We start from the raw sequence: 21,088 nt of genomic DNA, 5'->3' as shown, positions 1-21,088 counted from the left end.
GGCTGTTTCCGGCCACTCTCCTGTTGCGTTGCCCCGCCGCCCGGGCCCTGAAGGGAATCTCCATGGCGGCGAAGGCGAAGCCTTAATAGTCGGATCGCACACCGGCACGAAACGTACATTCCTGTAGTTCCCTAGGCATGCAAAAATGTGGCATACGTTGCACAAGAACCCTGCAAACCGGAAACGTCGCTCTGGTCCAGCTTCTCAGCTGGTACCGGCGCACTCATCCACTGCCACAATAACAATTGGTAACAAGTCTAGCATGGACGGGCTCCATGCCTTAATCGACGGGTTAAACGGGGATGGTCCCCCACCTTTCGGTGCGGGACCATCCCTCTTGCATCCTAAGGGCGGGGCGGAGGGTCCCTACGTGGCGCGGAACGCAACACGAAAGGGACCGCCCTGCCCGTCAGCGGAAGTCGTTGCCCAGGTCGTAGTCATCCAGCGGGATGGCGTGGAACTCGGGAGCTCCGTCACCGCCCAAGGTGTCGTACGAGAAGTCACTGAATGCGCTGGGGCCGGTGAACAGGTTGGCCTTTGCTTCCTCAGTGGGCTCCACGGTGACCTCGGTGTAGCGCGGGAGGCCCGTGCCGGCCGGGATCAGCTTACCGATGATGACGTTTTCCTTCAGGCCGAGCAGCGGATCGCTCTTGCCTTCCATTGCCGCCTGCGTCAGGACGCGGGTGGTCTCCTGGAAGGAAGCTGCGGACAGCCAGGACTCGGTGGCCAGCGACGCCTTGGTGATGCCCATGAGCTCAGGACGTCCGGAAGCCGGAGTCTTGCCCTCGGACACAACGCGGCGGTTGGCGTCCTCGAAGCGGCTGCGCTCGGCGAGCTCGCCGGGCAGCAGGTCCGATTCGCCGGACTCGATGACCGTGACGCGGCGCAGCATCTGGCGGACGATAACCTCGACGTGCTTGTCGTGGATACCGATGCCCTGGCTGCGGTAAACGCCCTGCACTTCGTCCACGAGGAACTTCTGTGCCGCACGCGGGCCCATGATGCGCAGGACCTGCTTGGGGTCGACCGGGCCGTTGATCAGCTTCTGGCCCACGGAGACGTGGTCGCCGTCTTCGATCAGCAGGCGTGAACGGCGGAGGACCGGGTAGGCGATCTCTTCCGTTCCGTCATCCGGGGTGATGACCAGGCGCATCTGGCGCTCGGACTCTTCGATGGTGATGCGGCCGGCTGCTTCAGCAATCGGGGCGACACCCTTCGGAGTACGGGCTTCGAAGAGCTCCTGGATACGGGGCAGACCCTGGGTGATGTCGTCGCCACCACCGGCGGAAACAGCACCACCGGTGTGGAACGTACGCATGGTCAGCTGGGTACCGGGCTCACCGATGGACTGTGCGGCGATGATGCCCACGGCCTCGCCGATGTCCACGGTCTTGCCGGTGGCCAGCGAGCGGCCGTAGCACAGGGCGCAGGTGCCGACGCTGGACTCACAGGTGAGTACGGAGCGGACCTTGACCTCGGTGATGCCTGCCTTGAAGAGCTCATCGATCACGACGTCGCCGCAGTCGGTGCCGGCGGCTGCGAGGACGTTGCCCTCGGAGTCCACGACGTCGACGGCCAGCGTACGTGCGTAGGCGCTGTTCTCGACGTTCTCGTCCAGGACCAGCTCACCGTTGGAATCGGCGACGGCGATGGGCGTGACCAGGCCACGCTCGGTGCCGCAGTCCTCTTCACGGACGATGACGTCCTGCGAGACGTCCACCAGACGACGGGTCAGGTAACCCGAGTTGGCGGTACGCAGTGCGGTATCGGCCAGGCCCTTACGGGCACCGTGCGTGGCGATGAAGTATTCCAGCACCGACAGGCCCTCGCGGTAGGAGGACTTGATGGGGCGCGGGATGATCTCACCCTTCGGGTTGGCCACCAGGCCACGGATACCCGCGATCTGGCGGACCTGCATCCAGTTACCACGTGCACCGGAGGACACCATGCGGTTGATGGTGTTCATCGGGGACAGGCTCTCACGCATCACGGAGGCGATGTCGTTGGTTGCCTTGTTCCAGATCTCGATCAGTTCCTGGCGGCGCTCGTCGTCGTCGATCAGGCCCTTGTCGTACTGGCCCTGGATCTTGGCGGCGCGTTCTTCGTACCCGGCAAGGATTTCCGGCTTGGCAGCAGGAACCTCGATGTCGGAGATGGCGACGGTGACGCCTGAACGGGTGGCCCAGTAGAAACCGGCATCCTTCAGGTTGTCCAGCGTTGCCGCGGTGACGACCTTGGGGTAGCGCTCGGCGAGGTCGTTGACGATCCGGGACAGTTCGCCCTTGTCGGCAACGGCTTCAACCCACGGGTAGTCCTCGGGCAGGGTCTGGTTGAAGACAACCTGGCCCAGGGAGGTCTGGACGAGTGCCGGCTGACCGGGCTCCCAGCCTTCCGGGGCTTCCCAGCCGGCGTAGGGGACGAATCCTTCGAGCCGGATCTTGACCTGCGAGTTCAGGTGCAGCTCGCGTGCATCGAAGGCCATGATGGCTTCCGACACGGAGGAGAAGATCCTGCCTTCGCCGGCGGAACCCTTGCGCTTGGTGGTCAGGTGGTACAGGCCGATGATCATATCCTGCGAAGGCAGGGTGACCGGGCGTCCGTCAGAGGGCTTCAGGATGTTGTTCGAGGACAGCATCAGGATGCGAGCCTCAGCCTGCGCCTCGGGGCTCAGCGGCAGGTGGACTGCCATCTGGTCGCCGTCGAAGTCGGCGTTGAACGCGCCACAAACCAGCGGGTGCAGCTGGATTGCCTTGCCTTCAACAAGCTGCGGCTCGAACGCCTGGATGCCCAGGCGGTGCAGGGTAGGTGCACGGTTGAGCAGCACCGGGTGTTCGGTGATGATCTCTTCGAGCACGTCCCAGACCTGCGGGCGGTAGCGCTCCACCATCCTCTTTGCCGACTTGATGTTCTGGGCGTGGTTGAGGTCAACCAGGCGCTTCATCACGAACGGCTTGAAGAGCTCCAGGGCCATCTGCTTGGGCAGGCCGCACTGGTGCAGCTTCAGCTGCGGGCCGACGACGATGACCGAACGGCCGGAGTAGTCGACGCGCTTGCCGAGGAGGTTCTGGCGGAAACGGCCCTGCTTGCCCTTGAGCATGTCGCTCAGGGACTTCAGCGGACGGTTGCCAGGTCCGGTGACCGGGCGGCCGCGGCGGCCGTTGTCGAAGAGGCTGTCAACAGCTTCCTGAAGCATGCGCTTCTCGTTGTTGACGATGATCTCCGGAGCACCCAGGTCAAGCAGGCGCTTGAGGCGGTTGTTGCGGTTGATCACGCGACGGTACAGGTCATTGAGGTCGGAGGTCGCGAAGCGGCCACCGTCCAGCTGGACCATGGGGCGCAGTTCCGGCGGGATCACCGGGACGGCGTCGAGGACCATGCCGAGCGGGCTGTTGTTGGTGGTCAGGAATGCGTTGACCACCTTGAGCCGCTTGAGGGCACGGGTCTTGCGCTGGCCCTTGCCGTTGGCAATGACGTCGCGCAGCAGGTCGGACTCGGCCTGCATGTCGAAGTTCTCGAGGCGCTTCTTGATGGCCTCGGCACCCATGGAGCCTTCGAAGTACATGCCGTAGCGGTCGCGCAGTTCGCGGTACAGGCCTTCGTCACCTTCGAGGTCGGCGACCTTCAGGTTCTTGAAGCGGTCCCAGACCTGCTCGAGGCGCTCGATGTCGGCGTCGGCACGCTTGCGCACGTTGGCCATCTGGCGGTCGGCGGAGTCGCGGGCCTTCTTCTTGTCGGCAGCCTTGGCGCCTTCGCCCTCGAGGCGTGCGATTTCGCCTTCAAGGTCGCGGGCAATCGCGGCGATGTCGGCATCGCGGTTGTCGATCAGCTGCTTCTTCTCGATGTCGTGCTCAACCTGCAGGTTGGGCAGTTCCTCGTGGCGGGCAGCTTCGTCGACGCTGGTGATCATGTAGGCAGCGAAGTAGATGACCTTTTCGAGGTCCTTCGGTGCCAGGTCAAGGAGGTAGCCCAGGCGGGACGGAACACCCTTGAAGTACCAGATGTGTGTAACGGGGGCGGCCAGTTCAATGTGGCCCATGCGCTCACGGCGGACCTTGGCGCGGGTGACTTCAACGCCACAGCGCTCACAGATGATGCCCTTGAAGCGCACGCGCTTGTACTTGCCGCAGTAGCATTCCCAGTCCCGGGACGGGCCGAAGATCTTCTCGCAGAAGAGGCCGTCCTTCTCGGGCTTGAGCGTGCGGTAGTTGATGGTTTCCGGCTTCTTAACCTCGCCGTACGACCAGCCGCGGATGTCTTCCGCGGTGGCGAGGCCGATCTGCATGAGGCCGAAGGAGGATTCGCTGGACATATGGTCCCTGTTCTCTCTTGTTCTCTAAATTCTGAAGTCTTGGTGCGGGATGAGGGAGGTGGGGTTCGACGGCGGGTGCGCACCCGCCGTCGAACGCCCGCCTGCTAAACCTCTTCTACGGAGCTGGGCTCTGCGCGAGACAGATCGATGCCCAGTTCTTCCGCAGCCGTGAAGACTGCGTCATCAGAGTCACGCATTTCAATTGTGGTTCCGTCCGTGGAAAGAACTTCCACGTTCAGGCACAGCGACTGCATTTCCTTGATCAAGACCTTGAAGGATTCGGGAACGCCCGGCTCGGGGATGTTCTCGCCCTTGACGATCGCTTCGTAGACCTTCACACGACCGTGGATGTCATCGGACTTGATCGTGAGGAGTTCCTGGAGGGTGTAGGCGGCGCCGTAAGCTTCGAGCGCCCACACTTCCATTTCACCGAAGCGCTGGCCACCGAACTGTGCCTTACCACCCAGCGGCTGCTGCGTGATCATGGAGTACGGGCCGGTGGAGCGTGCGTGGATCTTGTCGTCCACCAGGTGGTGGAGCTTCAGGATGTACATGTAGCCGACCGAGATCGGATCCGGGAACGGCTCGCCGGAGCGGCCGTCAAACAGGCGGGTCTTGCCCGAGGAGTTGATCAGGCGGTCACCGTCGCGGGTCACGTTGGTGGAGTCCAGCAGGCCCGTGATTTCCTCTTCGCGGGCACCGTCGAACACCGGCGTGGCAACAGTGGTGGGACCACTCTCGCGCGGCAGGTTCGGCAGCTGCTTGACCCACTCGGGCTCGCCTTCGATCTTCCAACCGGTCTTGGCAACCCAGCCGAGGTGCGTTTCGAGCACCTGGCCCACGTTCATACGGCCCGGAACACCCAGCGGGTTCAGGACGATGTCAACGGGGGTGCCGTCAGCAAGGAAGGGCATGTCCTCGATCGGAAGGATCTTGGAGATAACACCCTTGTTGCCGTGGCGGCCGGCGAGCTTGTCGCCGTCGGTGATCTTGCGCTTGGCGGCCACGTAGACGCGGACCAGCTGGTTCACGCCCGGGGGCAGCTCGTCGTCGTTGTCGCGGTCGAAGACGCGCACGCCGATGACGGTTCCGGACTCGCCGTGGGGAACCTTCAGGGAGGTGTCGCGGACTTCGCGGGACTTCTCACCGAAGATGGCGCGCAGCAGGCGCTCTTCCGGGGTCAGCTCGGTTTCACCCTTCGGGGTGACCTTTCCGACCAGGATGTCCCCTGCTTCAACCTCGGCACCAATGTGGATGATGCCGCGCTCGTCCAGGCCGGCCAGGACTTCCTCGGACACGTTGGGGATGTCACGGGTGATTTCCTCGGCACCAAGCTTGGTGTCGCGGGCATCGATCTCGTGCTCCTCGATGTGGATGGAGGAAAGGACGTCCTCGGCAACGATGCGCTGCGAGAGGATGATGGCGTCCTCGAAGTTGTGGCCTTCCCATGACATGAATGCCACGAGCAGGTTCTTGCCCAGTGCGAGCTCACCCTGGTCCGTAGCCGGGCCGTCGGCGATGATGCCGCCAACTTCCAGGCGCTGGCCTTCGTTCACCAGGACGCGGTGGTTGTAGCAGTTGCCCTGGTTGGAACGGGCGAACTTGTTGATGCGGTAGTTGGTCTCGGTGCCGTCGTCGTTGAGCATGATGACGAGCTCGGCGGAAACCTCGGTGACCACACCGGCCTTCTTGGCGATGACAACGTCACCGGCGTCGACGGCGGCGGCGCGCTCCATGCCGGTGCCCACCACGGGAGCCTCGGAACGGACCAGCGGCACAGCCTGGCGCTGCATGTTGGCACCCATGAGTGCACGGTTGGCGTCGTCGTGCTCCAGGAACGGGATCAGGGCCGTAGCCACGGACACCATCTGGCGCGGGGAAACGTCCATGAACTCGACGTCGGCGGCGGGAACCAGCACGGGCTCGCCTCCACCACCGCGGGCACGGACCAGGACGGTCTCTTCAGCGAACTTCTTGTTCTCGTCCAGCGGCGCGTTGGCCTGGGCGATCAGGACCTCAGCCTCGTCATCGGCCGTCAGGTACTGGACGTCGTCGGAGACGACGCCGTCCTTGACCAGGCGGTACGGGGTCTCGATGAAACCGAACGGGTTGATGCGGCCGTAGGAAGCCAGCGAACCGATCAGACCAATGTTCGGGCCTTCAGGGGTTTCGATGGGGCACATACGTCCGTAGTGGGACGGGTGCACGTCACGGACTTCCATGCCGGCGCGGTCACGGGACAGACCACCGGGGCCAAGGGCCGACAGGCGGCGCTTGTGGGTCAGGCCCGAGAGCGGGTTGTTCTGGTCCATGAACTGCGACAGCTGGGAGGTTCCGAAGAACTCCTTGATGGCTGCAACCACGGGGCGGATGTTGATCAGGGTCTGCGGCGTGATGGCCTCGACGTCCTGGGTGGTCATACGCTCGCGGACAACGCGCTCCATGCGGGACAGGCCGGTGCGGACCTGGTTCTCGATGAGCTCGCCGACGGCGCGGATGCGGCGGTTGCCGAAGTGGTCGATGTCGTCGATCTCGACGCGCAGGTCCACTTCCTGGCCATCGCGGGTGCCCTTGATGGTCTTCTCACCGGCGTGCAGCGCGACGAGGAACTTGATCATGGCGACGATGTCTTCAACGTGCAGGACAGAGGCTTCCTTGTCGCCAAGGGAGCGGTCGATGCCAAGCTTGCGGTTGATCTTGTAGCGGCCAACCTTGGCCAGATCGTAGCGCTTGGAGTTGAAGTACAGGTTGTCCAGCAGGGACTGGGCAGCCTCGACGGTGGGCGGCTCGCCCGGGCGCAGCTTGCGGTAGATGTCCAGCAGGGCGTCTTCGCGGGTTTCGGTGGCGTCCTTCTCCAGGGTTGCCCGCATGGAGTCGTACTGGCCGAACTCTTCGAGGATCTGGCCTTCGGTCCAGCCCAGGGCCTTCAGCAGGACCGTGACGGACTGCTTGCGCTTGCGGTCGAGGCGGACACCGACCTGGTCGCGCTTGTCGATCTCGAGCTCGAACCATGCACCGCGGGACGGGATGATCTTGGCGGTGAAGATGTCCTTGTCGCTGGTCTTGTCGGCGGCGCGCTCGAAGTAGGCGCCCGGCGAACGGACCAGCTGGGAGACGACGACACGCTCGGTGCCGTTGACGACGAAGGTGCCCTTCTCGGTCATCAGGGGGAAGTCACCCATGAACACGGTCTGCTGCTTGATTTCGCCCGTGTTGTTGTTCATGAACTCGGCCTTGACGTACAGCGGAGCCGAGTACGTTGCGTCCCGGTCCTTGCACTCAGCCATGGTGTACTTGGGGTCAGCGAACTCCGGATCGGAGAAGCTCAGGGACATGGTGCCCTGGAAGTCCTCGATCGGGGAGATCTCTTCGAAGATGTCCGACAGGCCGGACGTGGTGGCGACGCTGAGATCGTTTTCTTCGACAGCCTTTGCCACGCGTGCCTGCCAGCGCTCATTGCCGACCAGCCAGTCAAAGCTGTCCGTCTGCAGGGCAAGCAGATTCGGAACGTCAAGGGGTTCGTGAATCTTTGCGAATGAGAGCCGGCGAGTGGCACCATCAGTGCTGTCGGCAGTGTTAGCGGTTTCGTTATTAGAGGTGCTCGAGGCGACCAAGAGGGATCCTTCCACAGACCTTCAGGCGTTTTCAGATCTCCCCCGCTGTGCACCCTGCGAAGTGACTCCGCAGCGCTACCATCCGGTTCCGCTATATGACCCGGGGCCTGAACTGACTATGCTGTGACCGTTGTTACGGCACGTTGATTGCCAGCTGCCAGGCAAAGCCCACCGCTATATGAAGGCTGAAGGTAAACAGGGAAGACGCAAATATCTACGATACGGCAAAACAACCTACGTGTCTACCCCACATCCCGCCGGATTGCAAGCACCCAGTTTCCGGCGGCCTGCACCAGGAGTGCCGGACCGCCTAGAGGCGCAGCGTGACGCCCTCGGCCGTGCAGGTGCCGGCGTTCGCGAAAACGGCATCCCTTACGGCGTCCTTGGATTCCTGGGACGGCTTGCCCCCGGTTTCCGCCACCGACGAGTGGTCGATGGCCAGCAGGCTCAGCGAGGTGAACAGGCCCCTCAAGTCCCCGGAAACAGTGTCCTTGGCGTCCTGGGCCCGGGAGTACACGTCCTCGTAGCCCTGTGAATCGGTGGGGGAAACGGCGCCATAGTCCGCCACCAGCTTGTTGAAGAGTTCGCAGGCCGCCTTGGTTCCCCCTGACCGGGCCGCACCGGTACTTCCAGGCCCGGTGGAGACGGCAGGGCTGGTGCTTGCCGCGCCGTTGTCCGAGGGTGCCGGCGTGGCCTGGGTTGTTTCCGCCGGCGCCGGCGTGGACATCGAGCACCCCGCCAGCGCACTGCCCGTCAGTACGGCCATGGCGGCGATGGCAGCCGCAGTAAATGTCTTGTTCACGATGTCGCTCCGTCCGTCCCGGCTCCGGACCTGGTGTCCCCCTGCAAAGCGCGTCCCCCTGCAAGGCCTCGCCGTCCACCCTACGCAAGCGGCCGCCGTCGTGCACAACACAGTGGATGGGTACCTCTCCCCTGCCGTCCGGGGCTGCAAAGCCCGGCGGCACGATGCCGCGCAGGAATGCACGTGGCGCTCCCGGCGTTTGAATAGTTGGGTGACCAGGCTCACGATAGCCTTGGTGGCTTAGACCGAAACCGGACTGAAAGTGGTAACCATGGACAACACTCCCCACAGCAATGACGTTGTCATCCTCGGGGCCGCACGGACTCCGCAGGGCCGGATCAACGGCCAACTGTCCAGCCTCACGGCAGTGGATCTCGGTGCGCACTCCATCAAGGCCGCACTGGCCTCCAGTGGCGTCGATGCCGCGGATGTGGAGGCTGTCATCATGGGCCAGGTCCTGCAGGCAGGCGCCGGGCAGAACCCTGCGCGGCAAAGCGCCATCGGCGCCGGCATCGGGTGGAATGTGCCTGCCGTGACCGTCAACAAGGTGTGCCTTTCCGGGCTGACCGCGGTGATTGACGCCGCCCGGATGATCCGCGCGGGCGAGGCTGCCGTGGTGGTGGCCGGCGGCCAGGAGTCGATGAGCCGGGCACCGCACCTGCTTCCGGGATCGCGGCAGGGGTGGACCTACGGCTCCATCCAGGCGCTGGACGCTGCCGCCCACGACGGGCTGACCGATGCCTTTGACGGGGAGTCGATGGGCCTGTCCACCGAGACGCGGAACCTCTCGCTGGGTATCGACCGCACCTCCCAGGACAACGTCGCCGCCCAATCGCACCAGCGCGCGGCGCTTGCGGCGAAAAACGGAACGTTCGACGGCGAGATCGCACCTATCAGCGTCAAGCAGCGCAAGGGCGAGCCCCTGGTGGTGGACACCGATGAAGGGGTCCGCCCCAATACCTCGATCGAATCACTGGCCGGCCTGCGCGCTGCATTCGTCACTGACGGCACCATCACCGCAGGCAACTCCTCTCCCCTGTCCGACGGCGCCGCCGCCCTGGTGATCGCATCCCGCGGCTACGCAGAGGAGCACGGGCTCGAATACCTGGCGGTGGTCGGGAAGCCGGGACAGGTGGCCGGGCCTGACAACTCCCTGCATTCCCAGCCGTCCAACGCCATCATGAACGCCCTGGGGAAAGCAGGGTGGAGCACCGCCGACCTTGACTTCATCGAGATCAACGAAGCCTTCGGCTCGGTGGCCGTGCAGTCCCTCAAGGACCTGGACTACCCGCTGGAGAAGTGCAACCTCCACGGCGGCGCCATTGCCCTGGGTCATCCGATCGGCGCCTCGGGTGCCCGGCTGGCCGCCCACGCCGCCCATGAGCTGAAGCGGCGCGGGACCGGCAAGGCTGCAGTGTCCCTCTGCGGCGGGGGCGGGCAGGGCGAGGCCCTCCTGCTGTACCGCGACTGATGGCGGGCTCATCCGGAAACGGAGCGGACGGCGTCGGGCGGGAACGGTTCCTGGCCGACGCCGCTGCCCGCGGCCTGGCAGTTGACGTGGTGGAACGGCCCGCAGCGAAGAGCCTCGAAGAGGCTGCGGACATCATGGGAATCACACCGGCGGACATCGTCAAATCCCTGGTGGTGAAGCACAAGGACGGGACGTTCCTCTTCGCGCTCATCCCGGGCGACCGGCAGATTTCGTGGCCCAAGCTCCGTGCCCTGGTGGGCGTGAACAAGCTGTCGCTGCCGCCCGCAGGAACTGCACTGGAGGCAACCGGCTACGAGCGGGGCACCATCACCCCGCTGGGCAGCACCACCGCCTGGCCCGTCTATGCCGACGCCACGATCACCGGGCGGCGCATCTCCATGGGCGCCGGGGCACTCGGCTACAGCGCGTTCGTGGATGCCGATGAGTTGACCGCAGCCCTGGGCGCCGTGGTGGCGGACATCAGCGAACCGTCCTGAAACGGAAAGCCTTTGTTAAAGCAGGAAACCCCGCCCACCGAAGTGGACGGGGTTTCCGAAGGAAAAGGCGTTGTTACTTGAGGGTAACGGTGGCGCCTGCAGCCTCGAGCTGCTCCTTGGCCTTCTCGGCAGCTTCCTTGTTGGCGCCTTCGAGAACAGCCTTGGGGGCGCTGTCAACCAGGTCCTTGGCTTCCTTGAGGCCGAGGGAGGTGATGGCGCGAACTTCCTTGATGACTGCGATCTTCTTGTCACCGGCAGATTCGAGGATGACGTCGAAGTCGGTCTTCTCTTCAACCTCTTCAGCAGCTCCGCCACCGGCGGGGCCGGCAACTGCAACAGCAGCGGCGGTAACTTCGAAGGTCTCTTCGAAGAGCTTGACGAACTCGGAGAGCTCGATGATGGTCAGTTCCTTGAAAGCTTCAATGAGCTCTTCGTTGCTGAGCTTCGCCATGGTAGGCGTCCTTCCTGTTGTGGTGTCCCGCCGGCGTTAGGCCGGGATAACACCGGAGTCTGGTGGGGTAAAGAGAATTAGTTCTCTTCGGCAGCAGGAGCTTCAGCGGGAGCTTCAGCTTCAGCGGCAGGGGCTTCTTCAGCGGCAGGCGCTTCGGCAGCTGCCGGTGCACCGTTCTCTTCTTCAAGCTTGAGGCGCAGTGCGTCGATGATGCGTGCAGCTGCGGCGGCAGGTGCCTTGAGGACGCCTGCAACCTTGGCGAGCTGCAGCTCGCGGGACTCGAGGGCAGCCAGTGCGGCGACCTCGGTGGCGTCCAGCGCCTTGCCCTCGAAGTAACCGGTCTTGATGACCAGCTGCTTGTTGGCCTTGGCAAAATCCGTCAGGCTCTTGGCAGCGGCAACTGCGTCACCCTTGATGAACGCGATTGCAGTGGGGCCGGCAAGCTGGCCGTCGAATGCTTCGACGCCGGCTTCCTTGGCTGCAATGGCGGTCAGGGTGTTCTTGACGACCGCGAACTTGGTGTCCTGGCCGAGAGAAACACGCAGCTGCTTGAGCTGTGCAACGGTGAGCCCGCGGTATTCGGTCAGGACAGCGGCGTTCGATTCCTTGAAATCGTTAGTGATCTCAGCTACTGCTGAAACCTTGGTAGGCGTTGCCATAACCCTCCTTCCGGGGATAGTGCCGGTATTCGACGGTCCCCGCTCAAGAGAGCTAAAACTAAAAACGCCCCGCGCAGATGCACGGGGCTTGGCTCAACACGTTTATCCCGTGGAGCTTTGCTTCGTTCACCTGCGCCGGCCGCCCTGCGTTGAGGGTCCTTCGTCCGGAAAGCCACTGTGGTCCCCAGCGCACAACTGCAGAGTTGAGCCATGTTCAGGAGAGTGGATTTCCAACAACCGACGGTCTTTGGTACTCCCAGCTTACGCGAGGCATTGCCGGTCCGCCAAATCGGCGCTCAGCTGGTGCTGGTGCGCAGCGTGGGGAGCTCCTTCTGCCAGATACCCGTCACGCCGGCCGTCTGGAATCCCAGCTGCTTGTTGACCGTCAGCAGGTACCGGTTCTCCGGCGCATTCCAGGTGTAAATGATGCGTGCGTCCGGGAACTGCTCGCTGAGCCGCTCCATGTTGGCCACCTTGATCAGCAGCCCGAGCTTGTTGCCCCGGTGTTCCTGCAGGACCAGGGTGTCGTCCTGGAACACCACGTCAGCCCGGTGCGCCAGGACCGTGATGGTGGTCAGGCCCACCAGCGCCCCGGTGGCGATGTGCTCGACGGCGGTGACCACCGTTCTCCTGCCCTGCGCGATGGCGACGTCCTCCGCCTCACGCAGGATGCCGCCGTCGAACACCATGTCCTGTTCAATCGGCGCATCCAAGGACGGGTCGACGTCGGCGCCGGCCTGGTTTTCGAGCGCGGCCACGGCCTCCAGCCAGCGGTCCGGGCAGCGGTCCGTCCAGTGGTGCAGCCGGTACCTGCCGTTGTTGGCTTCCTCGGCTTCAGCTTGTAGGTCGGCCACGAGCTTGGTGTCCAGGGGCAGGAGACAGGAGCTGAACTGCTCGATGTGCTGCAGCGTGTATCCGGTCTTCTGCGCGAACTCCACTTCGCGGCTCTCCAGGGGCACAAACCCCTGTCCGGAGCCGGGCACCAGCTGGGCCCGTTCAAACTCGTGCAGTGACGCGCCCGGATGGTTCGTATCCACCAGGATCATGGTGCGGCCTTCACCCCTGGCCAGCTGTTCGGCAGCCTCAAGCAGGCGGCGCCCCACCCCCTGCCGCTGGAACTCGGGCAGGATGTCCAGGGTGAGCTCGGCCAGGTCCAGGTGGTCGGTCAGGGGCAGCGCGATATCAACCGTGCCTACAATGGCGCCGTCCACCTTGGCAACGAGGATCAGCTGGCGCTCGTACGGGTCCGCGAACTCAAGCAACTTTTCCTGCGGACCGTACGCAAGATCGTCGCTGCCCCACGTCTGCATCCGGACCTTGCGGCCCACCTCCACGGCGGCGAGGAAGTCCGCCGCGTCCGGGGTGTCCAATGAGTCGGGTATGTACAGCTGCTCGATCTTCACGTCTATTGCCATGCGGGCATCATCCCAGCCGTTTCTGCCACTCACCTTCATAGCCGGCGGGCCTGAATCCAAGGGCGGTATTTATCGCCAGCATATGCTGGTTTTCGCTGGCATTCCACGTCAGGACCGAGCGCGCCGGGGGCCATTTTTCCTGTGCATGCCGCAGGTTTGCCGCCTTGATCAGCATCCCCAGGCGGTGGCCGCGGTGCCCCGCCGCGACAAGGGTGTCCTGCTGGAGCAACGACTCCGGGACCTGCGGGCGCCAGGCCAGTACGGAGTAGGCAACCAGTTCACCGGTGGGGCGGTACACCGCCGCGGCCACGGAGGTCTGCACACCGCTGCGGACCAGGGCCTGTTCATCGTCCCGCACGCGGCGTACGTCCCAGTCCTCCCGCTCCCAGTCCATTCCGGCTGTGGGGGCGTCCGTGCTCATCCGCGCCCGCAACCCGGTATAGCCGGCAACAAGCGTGTCCGGGCAGTGGCCGTCCCAGGCCGTCAGGATGTAATCGCCGCTGCGGGCCAGGGCGTCAGCCTCCAGGCGTGCCAGCCGGGTATCCGGTACGGGCAACATGAGCCGGCTGGAACGCTCCACCTGCTCAAGCGCATACCCGGCGGACAGGGCAAAGGCGGTTGCAGGGTCATCCCCCGGCAGTTGGCCGGCCCCGGATCTCGCGGCGACCATGGGCGAATCACGCCGTACAGCGTCCAGCGGCACCTCATGGAAGGAGTCCAAGGATGACCTGCCGCGTGCCCGCGCCACGGTTTCGGCATGCTCCAGCAGGGCGCGTCCCAGTCCCCTGCGGCGCCGGGCAGGAATGACCAGGACGTCGATGCCTGCAGTGGCCAGGTTCTCGCGCAGGGGCAGCGTCACCGAGCACATTCCGACCGGTTCCCCGCCGGCCCGGGCCAGGAACAGGTGCCGTTCCTCGTACTCGTTGCCGCGCCAGAACTCCAGCGCTTCGGCTGGGGTAAGGCAGCGCTCCAGGCTCCCCCAGACAGCCAGCGCCTCTGCCTCCTTCATGGCCTGGCAGGCCAGGAGGTCCGCGGACGGCGCAGTGCCGGGGCGGTCCTGGCCGCGCGGAGGAATGACGACGGCGGCAATCGCCAGGGCAGCGGACGGCGGCGACGACGCGGGCTGGGTTCGCTTGGGCTGGTCCATGCCGCCAGCTTAGGCACTGCCCGCCGGTATGGACGCAAAAAAGAAGACCGCCCCGGCACGTGAGCGCCGGAACGGTCTTCGGTTGCTCCGGAATCATTCCGGGAGCAGGAACTTCAGTGAGGGACTATGCCTCGGTGAGCACCTTGGTGACGTTGGGGTCCACGGAGATGCCGGGGCCGAACGTGGTGGCAACGGTGGCCTTCTGGATGTAGCGGCCCTTCGCGGCGGACGGCTTGAGGCGAAGAACCTCTTCCAGTGCTGCTGCGTAGTTCTCGGCCAGCTTGATGGCGTCGAAGGAAACCTTGCCGATGATGAAGTGCAGGTTGGAGTGCTTGTCGACGCGGAAGTCGATCTTTCCACCCTTGATGTCGTTGACGGCCTTGGTGACGTCGGGGGTCACGGTGCCCGTCTTCGGGTTCGGCATCAGGTTACGCGGGCCCAGGACCTTACCGAGGCGGCCAACCTTGCCCATGAGGTCAGGGGTGGCAACGGCGGCGTCGAAGTCGGTCCAGCCGCCGGCGATCTTTTCGATCAGGTCGTCGGAACCAACGAAGTCGGCGCCGGCTGCGATTGCGGCCTCAGCCTTGTCACCCGTTGCGAAAACCAGGACGCGGGCGGTCTTACCGGTGCCGTGGGGCAGGTTGACGGTGCCGCGGACCATCTGGTCAGCCTTGCGGGGGTCGACGCCGAGGCGGAATGCGACCTCAACGGTGGCGTCGAACTTGGACGGGTTGGTGTCCTTGGCCAGCGTTACTGCCTCGAACGGTGCGTAGTGCTTCTCCGCGTCGATCTTGGCGGCTGCTGCCTCATATGCTTTGCTGCGCTTTGCCATGCTGCTTATTTCTCCTTGTGCAGTTGTGGTCTGCGGACCGCGCTGGGCCCTGCCACAGTCGGCGATCCGGTTCGTTATCCGGCCCGGATGGCCAACATTTCAATTTTTTTGGTGCCGGTGTCCCGGCGGTACCGCCCGTGTCGTCAATTACCACGACGCTGGACAGCGGTCAGGGATGTTAGCCCTCGACGGTGATGCCCATGGAGCGGGCGGTGCCGGCGATGATCTTCGCTGCGCCTTCGAGGCTGGTGGCGTTGAGGTCTTCCATCTTGGTGGAGGCGATCTCGTTGACCTGGGCCTGGGTCAGCTTGGCAACCTTGACGGTGTGCGGGGTGGATGAACCCTTGGCAACGCCTGCAGCCTTCTTGATGAGCTCTGCAGCCGGCGGGGTCTTGGTGATGAACGTGAAGGAACGGTCCTCGTAGACCGTGATTTCCACGGGGATGACGTTTCCGCGCTGGGCTTCCGTCGCAGCGTTGTACGCCTTGCAGAATTCCATGATGTTGACACCGTGCTGGCCAAGCGCAGGACCGATCGGCGGGGCCGGGTTGGCGGCACCTGCCTGGATCTGCAGCTTGATGAGGCCGGTGACCTTCTTCTTGGGAGCCAATGTAGGGTCCTTCTCTCAATAACGTCCTGGGGCACAGGAGCGTGCCTCAGGTTTTTGGCCGCCATGGCAAGGCGGCCGGCCGTTCCGGCGCCACTAAGCGGGCGGCACCGGGACGAATTCTAGGATTCTCAGATCTTGGTGACCTGGTTGAACGCCAGGGTGACCGGCGTTTCGCGCTCGAAGATGGAGACCAGCACCACGAGGGTCTGGGACTCGGGCTTGATCTCCGAGATCGTGGCGGGGAGGGTCTCGAACGGACCTTCCTTGACGATGACGGACTCGCCGACCTCGAAGTCGACGGCCACGGGAACCTGGTTCTGCTTGTTGACCGGCTTGCCCTTCTCGGCCTGCTCTTCCTCGAACACGGGAGCGAGCATGGAGAAGACCTCGTCCAGGCGCAGCGGGACCGGGTTGTGGGCGTTGCCTACGAAGCCGGTGACACCGGGGGTGTGGCGGACGGCGCCCCAGGAGGCATCCGTCAGGTCCATGCGGACCAGGACGTAGCCGGGGATGCGGACGCGGTTGATCACCTTGCGCTGGGCGTTCTTGATCTCCACGACTTCTTCCATGGGCACCTGGATTTCGAAGATGTAATCTTCCATGTCCAGGGTCTGGATGCGGGTTTCAAGGTTCGCCTTCACGCGGTTCTCGTAACCGGCGTAGGAGTGGATGACGTACCAGTCACCCTCCTGGCGGCGCAGCTTGGCCTTGAACTCCTCGGCCGGGTCAGCGGCTGCGGTGGCTGCAGCGGCGGCAAGGGCGTCTGCGGGCTCGTCTTCACCCTCGGCTTCGGAAGCGTCGGCTTCGTCGGCGTCAACAACTGCTGCGTCGGAGGCTGCGTCGTCGGATTCGGGCGTGGAGGACTCAACCTCGGACTCTTCACCGGCTTCTGCCGTGACGTCCGGGGATTCTTCCAGCCCAGTCTCGGTTACCTCGAGCTCCTGCTCAGACACTTGGTCTCCTGCTTCCTCATTGCCTAACATGCCTATTTAAATGGCTCAATTCCGCACGCCGGCGCTTCCTTCCGGTTACCCGGGCGAAACACGCGGCCTGCGGACCGTGCAGCCTTAGCTGTCCTTGGAGCCGGTGCCGCCAAAGATCCAGCTGACAGCGGTTCCGAAACCAATGTCCAGCAGGCTGACGATGACCATCATGATGGTCACGAACACCAGCACCACGAGCGTGTAGTTGATCAGTTCCTTGCGGGTGGGGGCAACAACCTTCTTCAGTTCGCCGATGATCTGGCGGACAAAGAGTGCAATGCGGGCGAAGAAGTTTGCCTTGGCTTCCTTCTTAGCTGGGCGGCCCTTGGAGCTGCTGGCAGCTGTTTCGGTCACCTGGTCCTCGCTCATCTTTGCAATGGTGGATTACCCGGCCCTGATCAGGACCATGGTTGCTGCGCCTGCTCCGGGCTTTCGCCCGGAGCAGCTTGCGCAGGGCAGACAGGACTCGAACCTGCAACCTGCGGTTTTGGAGACCGCTGCGCTACCAATTGCGCCACTACCCTATGGAGTGAATTGCACTTCTTTGATGGCCCAACACCAGTTTGGACTGGGGCGCACGCCATCATCTGTGTTTCAACACCGGTGAACCAGTCTACGCAAGAACTTCGCGTAGGTAAAACCAGCCCGTTCCGGCCCATCCGCAGTCCGGCCTGAAACGTGCTGCGCGGGGCAGTCATAAATCAAAACCGGCACCCCGGAGGGTCCGGTGAACAGCATAGAGTAGAACTCGTCGAATCCCACATTCCAGCCTCCGGGCTGCAAGCGAAGAACGGACCTGCCAATGTCTTCCGCCCGCGTTTCCCAACGCATTTCCGCTATTGCCGAATCCGCAACCCTGGCCGTTGACGCCAAGGCCAAGGCGCTGAAGGCAGCTGGCCGGCCGGTTATTGGTTTCGGTGCGGGCGAACCCGATTTCCCCACCCCGGACTACATCGTCCAGGCGGCCATCGAGGCTGCCGGCCAGCCCAGGTTCCACCGCTACTCCCCTGCCGGCGGCCTGCCCGAGCTGAAGAAGGCAATTGCGGAGAAGACGCTGCGCGACTCCGGCTACACCGTGGATCCCTCACAGGTGCTGGTCACCAACGGCGGCAAGCAGGCCGTCTACAACACCTTCGCCACCCTGGTGGATCCGGGCGACGAGGTCCTTGTGCCCGCCCCGTTCTGGACCACCTACCCGGAGGCCATCCGGCTGGCAGGCGGCGTGCCCGTGGAGGTCTTCGCCGGGCCCGAACAGGACTACCTGGTAACTGTTGAACAGCTCGAAGCGGCCGTGACGGACCGGACCAAGATCCTGCTGTTCGTCTCGCCGTCGAACCCCACGGGTGCTGTGTACTCCCCCGAGCAGGTGGCGGAGATCGGCAAGTGGGCCGCGGCCAAGGGCCTGTGGGTGGTCACGGACGAAATCTATGAGCACCTGACCTACGACGGCGTCCCGTTCACGTCCATCGCCACCGCTGCCCCGGAACTGGGCGACAAGGTGGTCATCCTCAACGGCGTTGCCAAGACGTACGCCATGACCGGCTGGCGGGTGGGCTGGATGATCGGCCCGGTAGACGTCATCAAGGCCGCCACCAACCTCCAGTCGCACGCCACGTCCAACGTGTCCAACATCATGCAGATCGCCGCCCTCGCCGCCGTGTCCGGCCCCCTGACCGCCGTCGATGAGATGAAGGTGGCGTTCGACCGCCGCCGCAAGGCCATCGTCGCGGGGCTGAATGCGATTGACGGCGTGGAATGCCCGACGCCGAAGGGCGCCTTTTACGTATACGCCGACGTCCGTGCGCTGCTGGGTAAGGAATTCCCCACCGCGTCCGGCACCGCCACGCCGCAGACCTCCGCGGAGCTGGCCTCGCTGATCCTCGACGAGGTTGAGGTGGCAGTGGTTCCGGGCGAGGCGTTCGGCCCCTCCGGCTTCCTGCGCCTCTCCTACGCCCTGGGCGACGACGACCTCGCCACAGGCGTCCAGCGGCTGCAGGACATCCTGGGCAAGGCCCAGTAACGCCCCATCACCTTTCGCCGGAAAAACCAGAACGCCCCATCACCAAGTGATGGGGCGTTCTGGTTTAAGGCCCGAAAGGTGATGGGGCGTTGGAGATATAGGGGCGGGAGGTGATGGGGCGTTTAGAGGAGGCGGCGCTCCGCGGCCCACTTGGTGAGTTCGTGGCGGCTGGAGAGCTGGAGCTTCCGCAGCACCGCCGAGACATGGGTCTCCACGGTCTTGATGCTGATGAAGAGTTCCTTGGCCACTTCCTTGTAGCTGTAGCCCCGGGCGATGAGCCGCATGACCTCAAGCTCACGGGCTGAGAGCTTGTCGAGTTCGTCGTCGGCGATGTCCGCGGGGGCAGTGCCGAAGGCGTCCAGGACAAAACCGGCAAGCCGGGGCGAGAAGACCGCATCGCCGCCGGCAACCCGGAACACGGCGTCGGTGATCTCGGCGCCGGAGATGGTCTTGGTGACATAGCCGCGGGCGCCGGCACGGATTACTGCGACCACATCCTCCGCGGCGTCGGACACACTCAGGGCCAGGAACCGGGTGCTGGACAGGAGCGCGGCGGAGCCGGCGATGACTTCCCGGCCGCCGCCGCCCAGTCCGCCGGGGAGGTGGACATCCAGGAGGACGACGTCGGGCCGCTGCTGGGCAATCACGGCGATGGCCTGCTCCACGGTGGCAGCCTCCCCCACCACCTGGATGCTGGGGTCGAGGTCCGCTTTCAGGCCGGACCGGAAGATGGCATGGTCGTCCACGATGACCACCCGTGCGGAGTTGGCCGGCCGGGTACTTCCGGCACCTGTTCCCTGGGTTGTGTTCATGATTTTCCTTCCGCGTGTTCTGCTGCGGCAGGCAGCCGGAGGCGGACCTCGGTGCCGTCGCCGGTGCTGAGGATGGCAGCCGAGCCGCCGTGCCGTTTCATCCGGCCGATGATTGATTCCCGGATACCGAGCCGGTCCGCGGGCACGTCCCCCAGCTCAAAGCCCGGTCCCCTGTCCTTGATGAAGATCTCGGCCTGCCCGTCAGACGCTTCAAGGTAGACCGAGACCGTCCCGCCACCGTGCCGTGAGGCGTTGAGCATGGCCTCCCGGCTGGCCTGGACCAGGGCCTCGTGCGCCTCGGTCATGACGGCGTCACCAACGGTGACCACTTCCACGGCATTGCCGAGCAGGTCCTCGACCTCGCCGGCAACAGCCTTGATCCGGTCCGAGAGCTGGCCGCTTTCGCGGCCTGGATCCTGGAACAGCCAGCCCCGCAACTCGCGTTCCTGGGCACGGGCCAGGCGGACGACGTCGTGCTCGTTGCCCGCCCGCCGCTGGATCAAGGCGAGGGTCTGCAGCACCGAATCATGGAGGTGGGCGGCGATCTCGGCACGTTCCGTTTCCCGGATCCGGCCCGCGCGCTCCGCTTCCAGGTCACGCCAGAACTTCAGGGCCCAGGGCAGCAGGACCAGCACCACGCCGCCCAGGACGGCCACCGAAGCGAGCAAGGCGAGCCAGGTCTGTTCCCAGGAACCCGAGCCGGACACCATCACCAGAACCCCGGCCACCACCAGCGCCAGACCGGCGGCTAGCCGGCCCCAGCCGCCGGCCTGGTCCGCCTTGGTCTTGTCCACCAGGCCTGCACGCCGGGTCTCGTCCAGCTGCATCCACGCGATCGAAGCACCGCCCAGCACCGCGGCAGCCGGGATCAGCGTTCCCAGGGACACGTCCACGCCCAGCAGCTGGGCAATCATGATGCCGGCGACGAGCAGGAGCCCGCAGCCCAGCAGGATTTCCTTGCCGTACCGCATTCCGCGCGCGCGGAACCAGGGGGGAACCGGAGCCCCGCCCCGGTCCTCCGGGACGGGACCAGCGGCACTTGCCGGGGTTCCGGCGTCGGCCGCTCTTCCTGGGCCGGGCTGGCTCACCGCGGGGGCAATGGGCGACGCCGGGCGGCGGGCGTTGCGGCGGGCGGCCTCGTCCGCAGTGGGCACCATGACCCAGAGCCAGGCATAGAAGACCAGGCCCGCCCCTCCAGCAAAGGACGCCAGGACCATGCCCAGGCGGACGTTCTTCACCGGCCAGCCCAGGTGCGCGGCAAGGCCGGAGCACACCCCCGCGATCACACGGTCGCTGCTCCGTGCCAGGGGCGGCCGCGCCGGAAGGGTTGTCATGGGTCAATCCAAACACGGATCAGGGTTGCCCGGACCGCATTCGGCCGCTTCCCGGGGACAGCTCAGGGACGGTTCAGGGTTTCCCCCAGTAGAGCGCCAACCGGCCTGGACGGGAGGATCGAGGTATGAACC

The 21,088-nt window shown here is 64.7% G+C and carries 16 protein-coding genes and 1 tRNA gene; 3 read left to right on the top strand and 14 right to left on the bottom strand.

What is annotated here, in order from left to right; all coding sequences use genetic code 11:
• Positions 1-409: 409 nt before the first annotated feature.
• From BACI349Y_RS06070 to BACI349Y_RS06060, 3 genes are all read right to left on the bottom strand, one after another.
• Entirely contained in the window at positions 410-4,309 is a 3,900-nt protein-coding gene (locus tag BACI349Y_RS06070) for a DNA-directed RNA polymerase subunit beta' (protein ID WP_159631358.1), read from the bottom strand.
• 104 nt (positions 4,310-4,413) lie between these two features.
• Positions 4,414-7,923, bottom strand: a complete 3,510-nt coding sequence (gene rpoB / locus BACI349Y_RS06065) for a DNA-directed RNA polymerase subunit beta (protein ID WP_159631357.1) — start codon at positions 7,921-7,923, stop codon at positions 4,414-4,416.
• Positions 7,924-8,233: 310 nt separating this feature from the next.
• Entirely contained in the window at positions 8,234-8,725 is a 492-nt protein-coding gene (locus tag BACI349Y_RS06060; protein WP_236560745.1) for a hypothetical protein, read from the bottom strand.
• Positions 8,726-8,996: 271 nt separating this feature from the next.
• Here BACI349Y_RS06060 and BACI349Y_RS06055 point away from each other — a divergent pair, with 271 nt between their 5' ends.
• Both BACI349Y_RS06055 and BACI349Y_RS06050 read left to right on the top strand, forming a co-directional pair.
• A complete protein-coding gene (locus tag BACI349Y_RS06055; protein ID WP_159631356.1) occupies positions 8,997-10,196 on the top strand; it encodes an acetyl-CoA C-acetyltransferase in 1,200 nt (399 codons plus the stop codon).
• On the top strand, positions 10,196-10,693 hold the full coding sequence (locus BACI349Y_RS06050; protein WP_159631355.1) for an aminoacyl-tRNA deacylase: 498 nt from the start codon (positions 10,196-10,198) through the stop codon (positions 10,691-10,693). Before BACI349Y_RS06055 ends, BACI349Y_RS06050 begins: the two co-directional genes overlap by 1 nt.
• 73 nt (positions 10,694-10,766) lie before the next feature.
• Here the strand turns inward: BACI349Y_RS06050 and rplL are convergent, their stop codons facing one another.
• The 9 genes from rplL to BACI349Y_RS06005 all read right to left on the bottom strand — a co-directional run bounded on the left by rplL (position 10,767) and on the right by BACI349Y_RS06005 (position 17,314).
• On the bottom strand, positions 10,767-11,144 hold the full coding sequence (gene rplL / locus BACI349Y_RS06045) for a 50S ribosomal protein L7/L12 (protein WP_018760467.1): 378 nt from the start codon (positions 11,142-11,144) through the stop codon (positions 10,767-10,769).
• Positions 11,145-11,221: 77 nt separating this feature from the next.
• On the bottom strand, positions 11,222-11,803 hold the full coding sequence (gene rplJ / locus BACI349Y_RS06040) for a 50S ribosomal protein L10 (RefSeq protein WP_141942696.1): 582 nt from the start codon (positions 11,801-11,803) through the stop codon (positions 11,222-11,224).
• Between the two features lie 296 nt (positions 11,804-12,099).
• Entirely contained in the window at positions 12,100-13,218 is a 1,119-nt protein-coding gene (locus BACI349Y_RS06035) for a GNAT family N-acetyltransferase (RefSeq protein ID WP_159631354.1), read from the bottom strand.
• A gap of 7 nt (positions 13,219-13,225) precedes the next feature.
• Complete coding sequence (locus BACI349Y_RS06030) at positions 13,226-14,365, bottom strand: GNAT family N-acetyltransferase (protein WP_159631353.1); 1,140 nt, start codon at positions 14,363-14,365, stop codon at positions 13,226-13,228.
• A 124-nt stretch (positions 14,366-14,489) separates the two neighbouring features.
• Entirely contained in the window at positions 14,490-15,197 is a 708-nt protein-coding gene (rplA, locus tag BACI349Y_RS06025; RefSeq protein WP_159631352.1) for a 50S ribosomal protein L1, read from the bottom strand.
• A 178-nt stretch (positions 15,198-15,375) separates the two neighbouring features.
• Positions 15,376-15,807, bottom strand: a complete 432-nt coding sequence (gene rplK, locus BACI349Y_RS06020) for a 50S ribosomal protein L11 (protein WP_018760472.1) — start codon at positions 15,805-15,807, stop codon at positions 15,376-15,378.
• A gap of 128 nt (positions 15,808-15,935) precedes the next feature.
• The gene (gene nusG, locus BACI349Y_RS06015; protein WP_159631351.1) at positions 15,936-16,760 is read right to left on the bottom strand and encodes a transcription termination/antitermination protein NusG; all 825 of its coding nucleotides are present in this window, start codon (positions 16,758-16,760) and stop codon (positions 15,936-15,938) included.
• A gap of 114 nt (positions 16,761-16,874) precedes the next feature.
• Positions 16,875-17,159, bottom strand: a complete 285-nt coding sequence (gene secE / locus BACI349Y_RS06010; protein ID WP_159631350.1) for a preprotein translocase subunit SecE — start codon at positions 17,157-17,159, stop codon at positions 16,875-16,877.
• Between the two features lie 82 nt (positions 17,160-17,241).
• Positions 17,242-17,314, bottom strand: a tRNA-Trp gene (locus tag BACI349Y_RS06005).
• Positions 17,315-17,592: 278 nt separating this feature from the next.
• Here BACI349Y_RS06005 and BACI349Y_RS06000 point away from each other — a divergent pair.
• Positions 17,593-18,810 carry a pyridoxal phosphate-dependent aminotransferase gene (locus tag BACI349Y_RS06000; protein WP_159631349.1) on the top strand — a complete coding sequence of 406 codons (1,218 nt, stop codon included), beginning with the start codon at positions 17,593-17,595 and terminating at the stop codon, positions 18,808-18,810.
• Positions 18,811-18,932: 122 nt separating this feature from the next.
• On the opposite strand, the gene BACI349Y_RS05995 is transcribed toward BACI349Y_RS06000, so the two are convergent.
• A complete protein-coding gene (locus BACI349Y_RS05995) occupies positions 18,933-19,622 on the bottom strand; it encodes a LuxR C-terminal-related transcriptional regulator (protein ID WP_201302396.1) in 690 nt (229 codons plus the stop codon).
• Positions 19,619-20,956 (bottom strand): ATP-binding protein, encoded by a 1,338-nt coding sequence (locus BACI349Y_RS05990; protein ID WP_159631348.1) that lies wholly within the window; start codon positions 20,954-20,956, stop codon positions 19,619-19,621. Before BACI349Y_RS05990 ends, BACI349Y_RS05995 begins: the two co-directional genes overlap by 4 nt.
• Positions 20,957-21,088 lie beyond the last annotated feature (132 nt).

Origin of the sequence: Arthrobacter sp. 8AJ (assembly GCF_902506025.1) — a bacterium.
GTDB lineage: Bacteria > Actinomycetota > Actinomycetes > Actinomycetales > Micrococcaceae > Arthrobacter.
This window is presented reverse-complemented; position numbering and strand designations above follow the sequence as displayed.

Coding starts and splice junctions, on each gene's coding strand:
- BACI349Y_RS06030 (WP_159631353.1), bottom strand. CDS start 14,365: ATGGACCAGCCCAAGCGAACCCAGCCCGCGTCGTCGCCGCCGTCCGCT.
- BACI349Y_RS05995 (WP_201302396.1), bottom strand. CDS start 19,622: ATGAACACAACCCAGGGAACAGGTGCCGGAAGTACCCGGCCGGCCAAC.
- rplJ (WP_141942696.1), bottom strand. CDS start 11,803: ATGGCAACGCCTACCAAGGTTTCAGCAGTAGCTGAGATCACTAACGAT.
- BACI349Y_RS06050 (WP_159631355.1), top strand. CDS start 10,196: ATGGCGGGCTCATCCGGAAACGGAGCGGACGGCGTCGGGCGGGAACGG.
- BACI349Y_RS05990 (WP_159631348.1), bottom strand. CDS start 20,956: ATGACAACCCTTCCGGCGCGGCCGCCCCTGGCACGGAGCAGCGACCGT.
- rplA (WP_159631352.1), bottom strand. CDS start 15,197: ATGGCAAAGCGCAGCAAAGCATATGAGGCAGCAGCCGCCAAGATCGAC.
- secE (WP_159631350.1), bottom strand. CDS start 17,159: ATGAGCGAGGACCAGGTGACCGAAACAGCTGCCAGCAGCTCCAAGGGC.
- BACI349Y_RS06000 (WP_159631349.1), top strand. CDS start 17,593: ATGTCTTCCGCCCGCGTTTCCCAACGCATTTCCGCTATTGCCGAATCC.
- BACI349Y_RS06070 (WP_159631358.1), bottom strand. CDS start 4,309: ATGTCCAGCGAATCCTCCTTCGGCCTCATGCAGATCGGCCTCGCCACC.
- BACI349Y_RS06035 (WP_159631354.1), bottom strand. CDS start 13,218: ATGGCAATAGACGTGAAGATCGAGCAGCTGTACATACCCGACTCATTG.
- BACI349Y_RS06055 (WP_159631356.1), top strand. CDS start 8,997: ATGGACAACACTCCCCACAGCAATGACGTTGTCATCCTCGGGGCCGCA.
- rplL (WP_018760467.1), bottom strand. CDS start 11,144: ATGGCGAAGCTCAGCAACGAAGAGCTCATTGAAGCTTTCAAGGAACTG.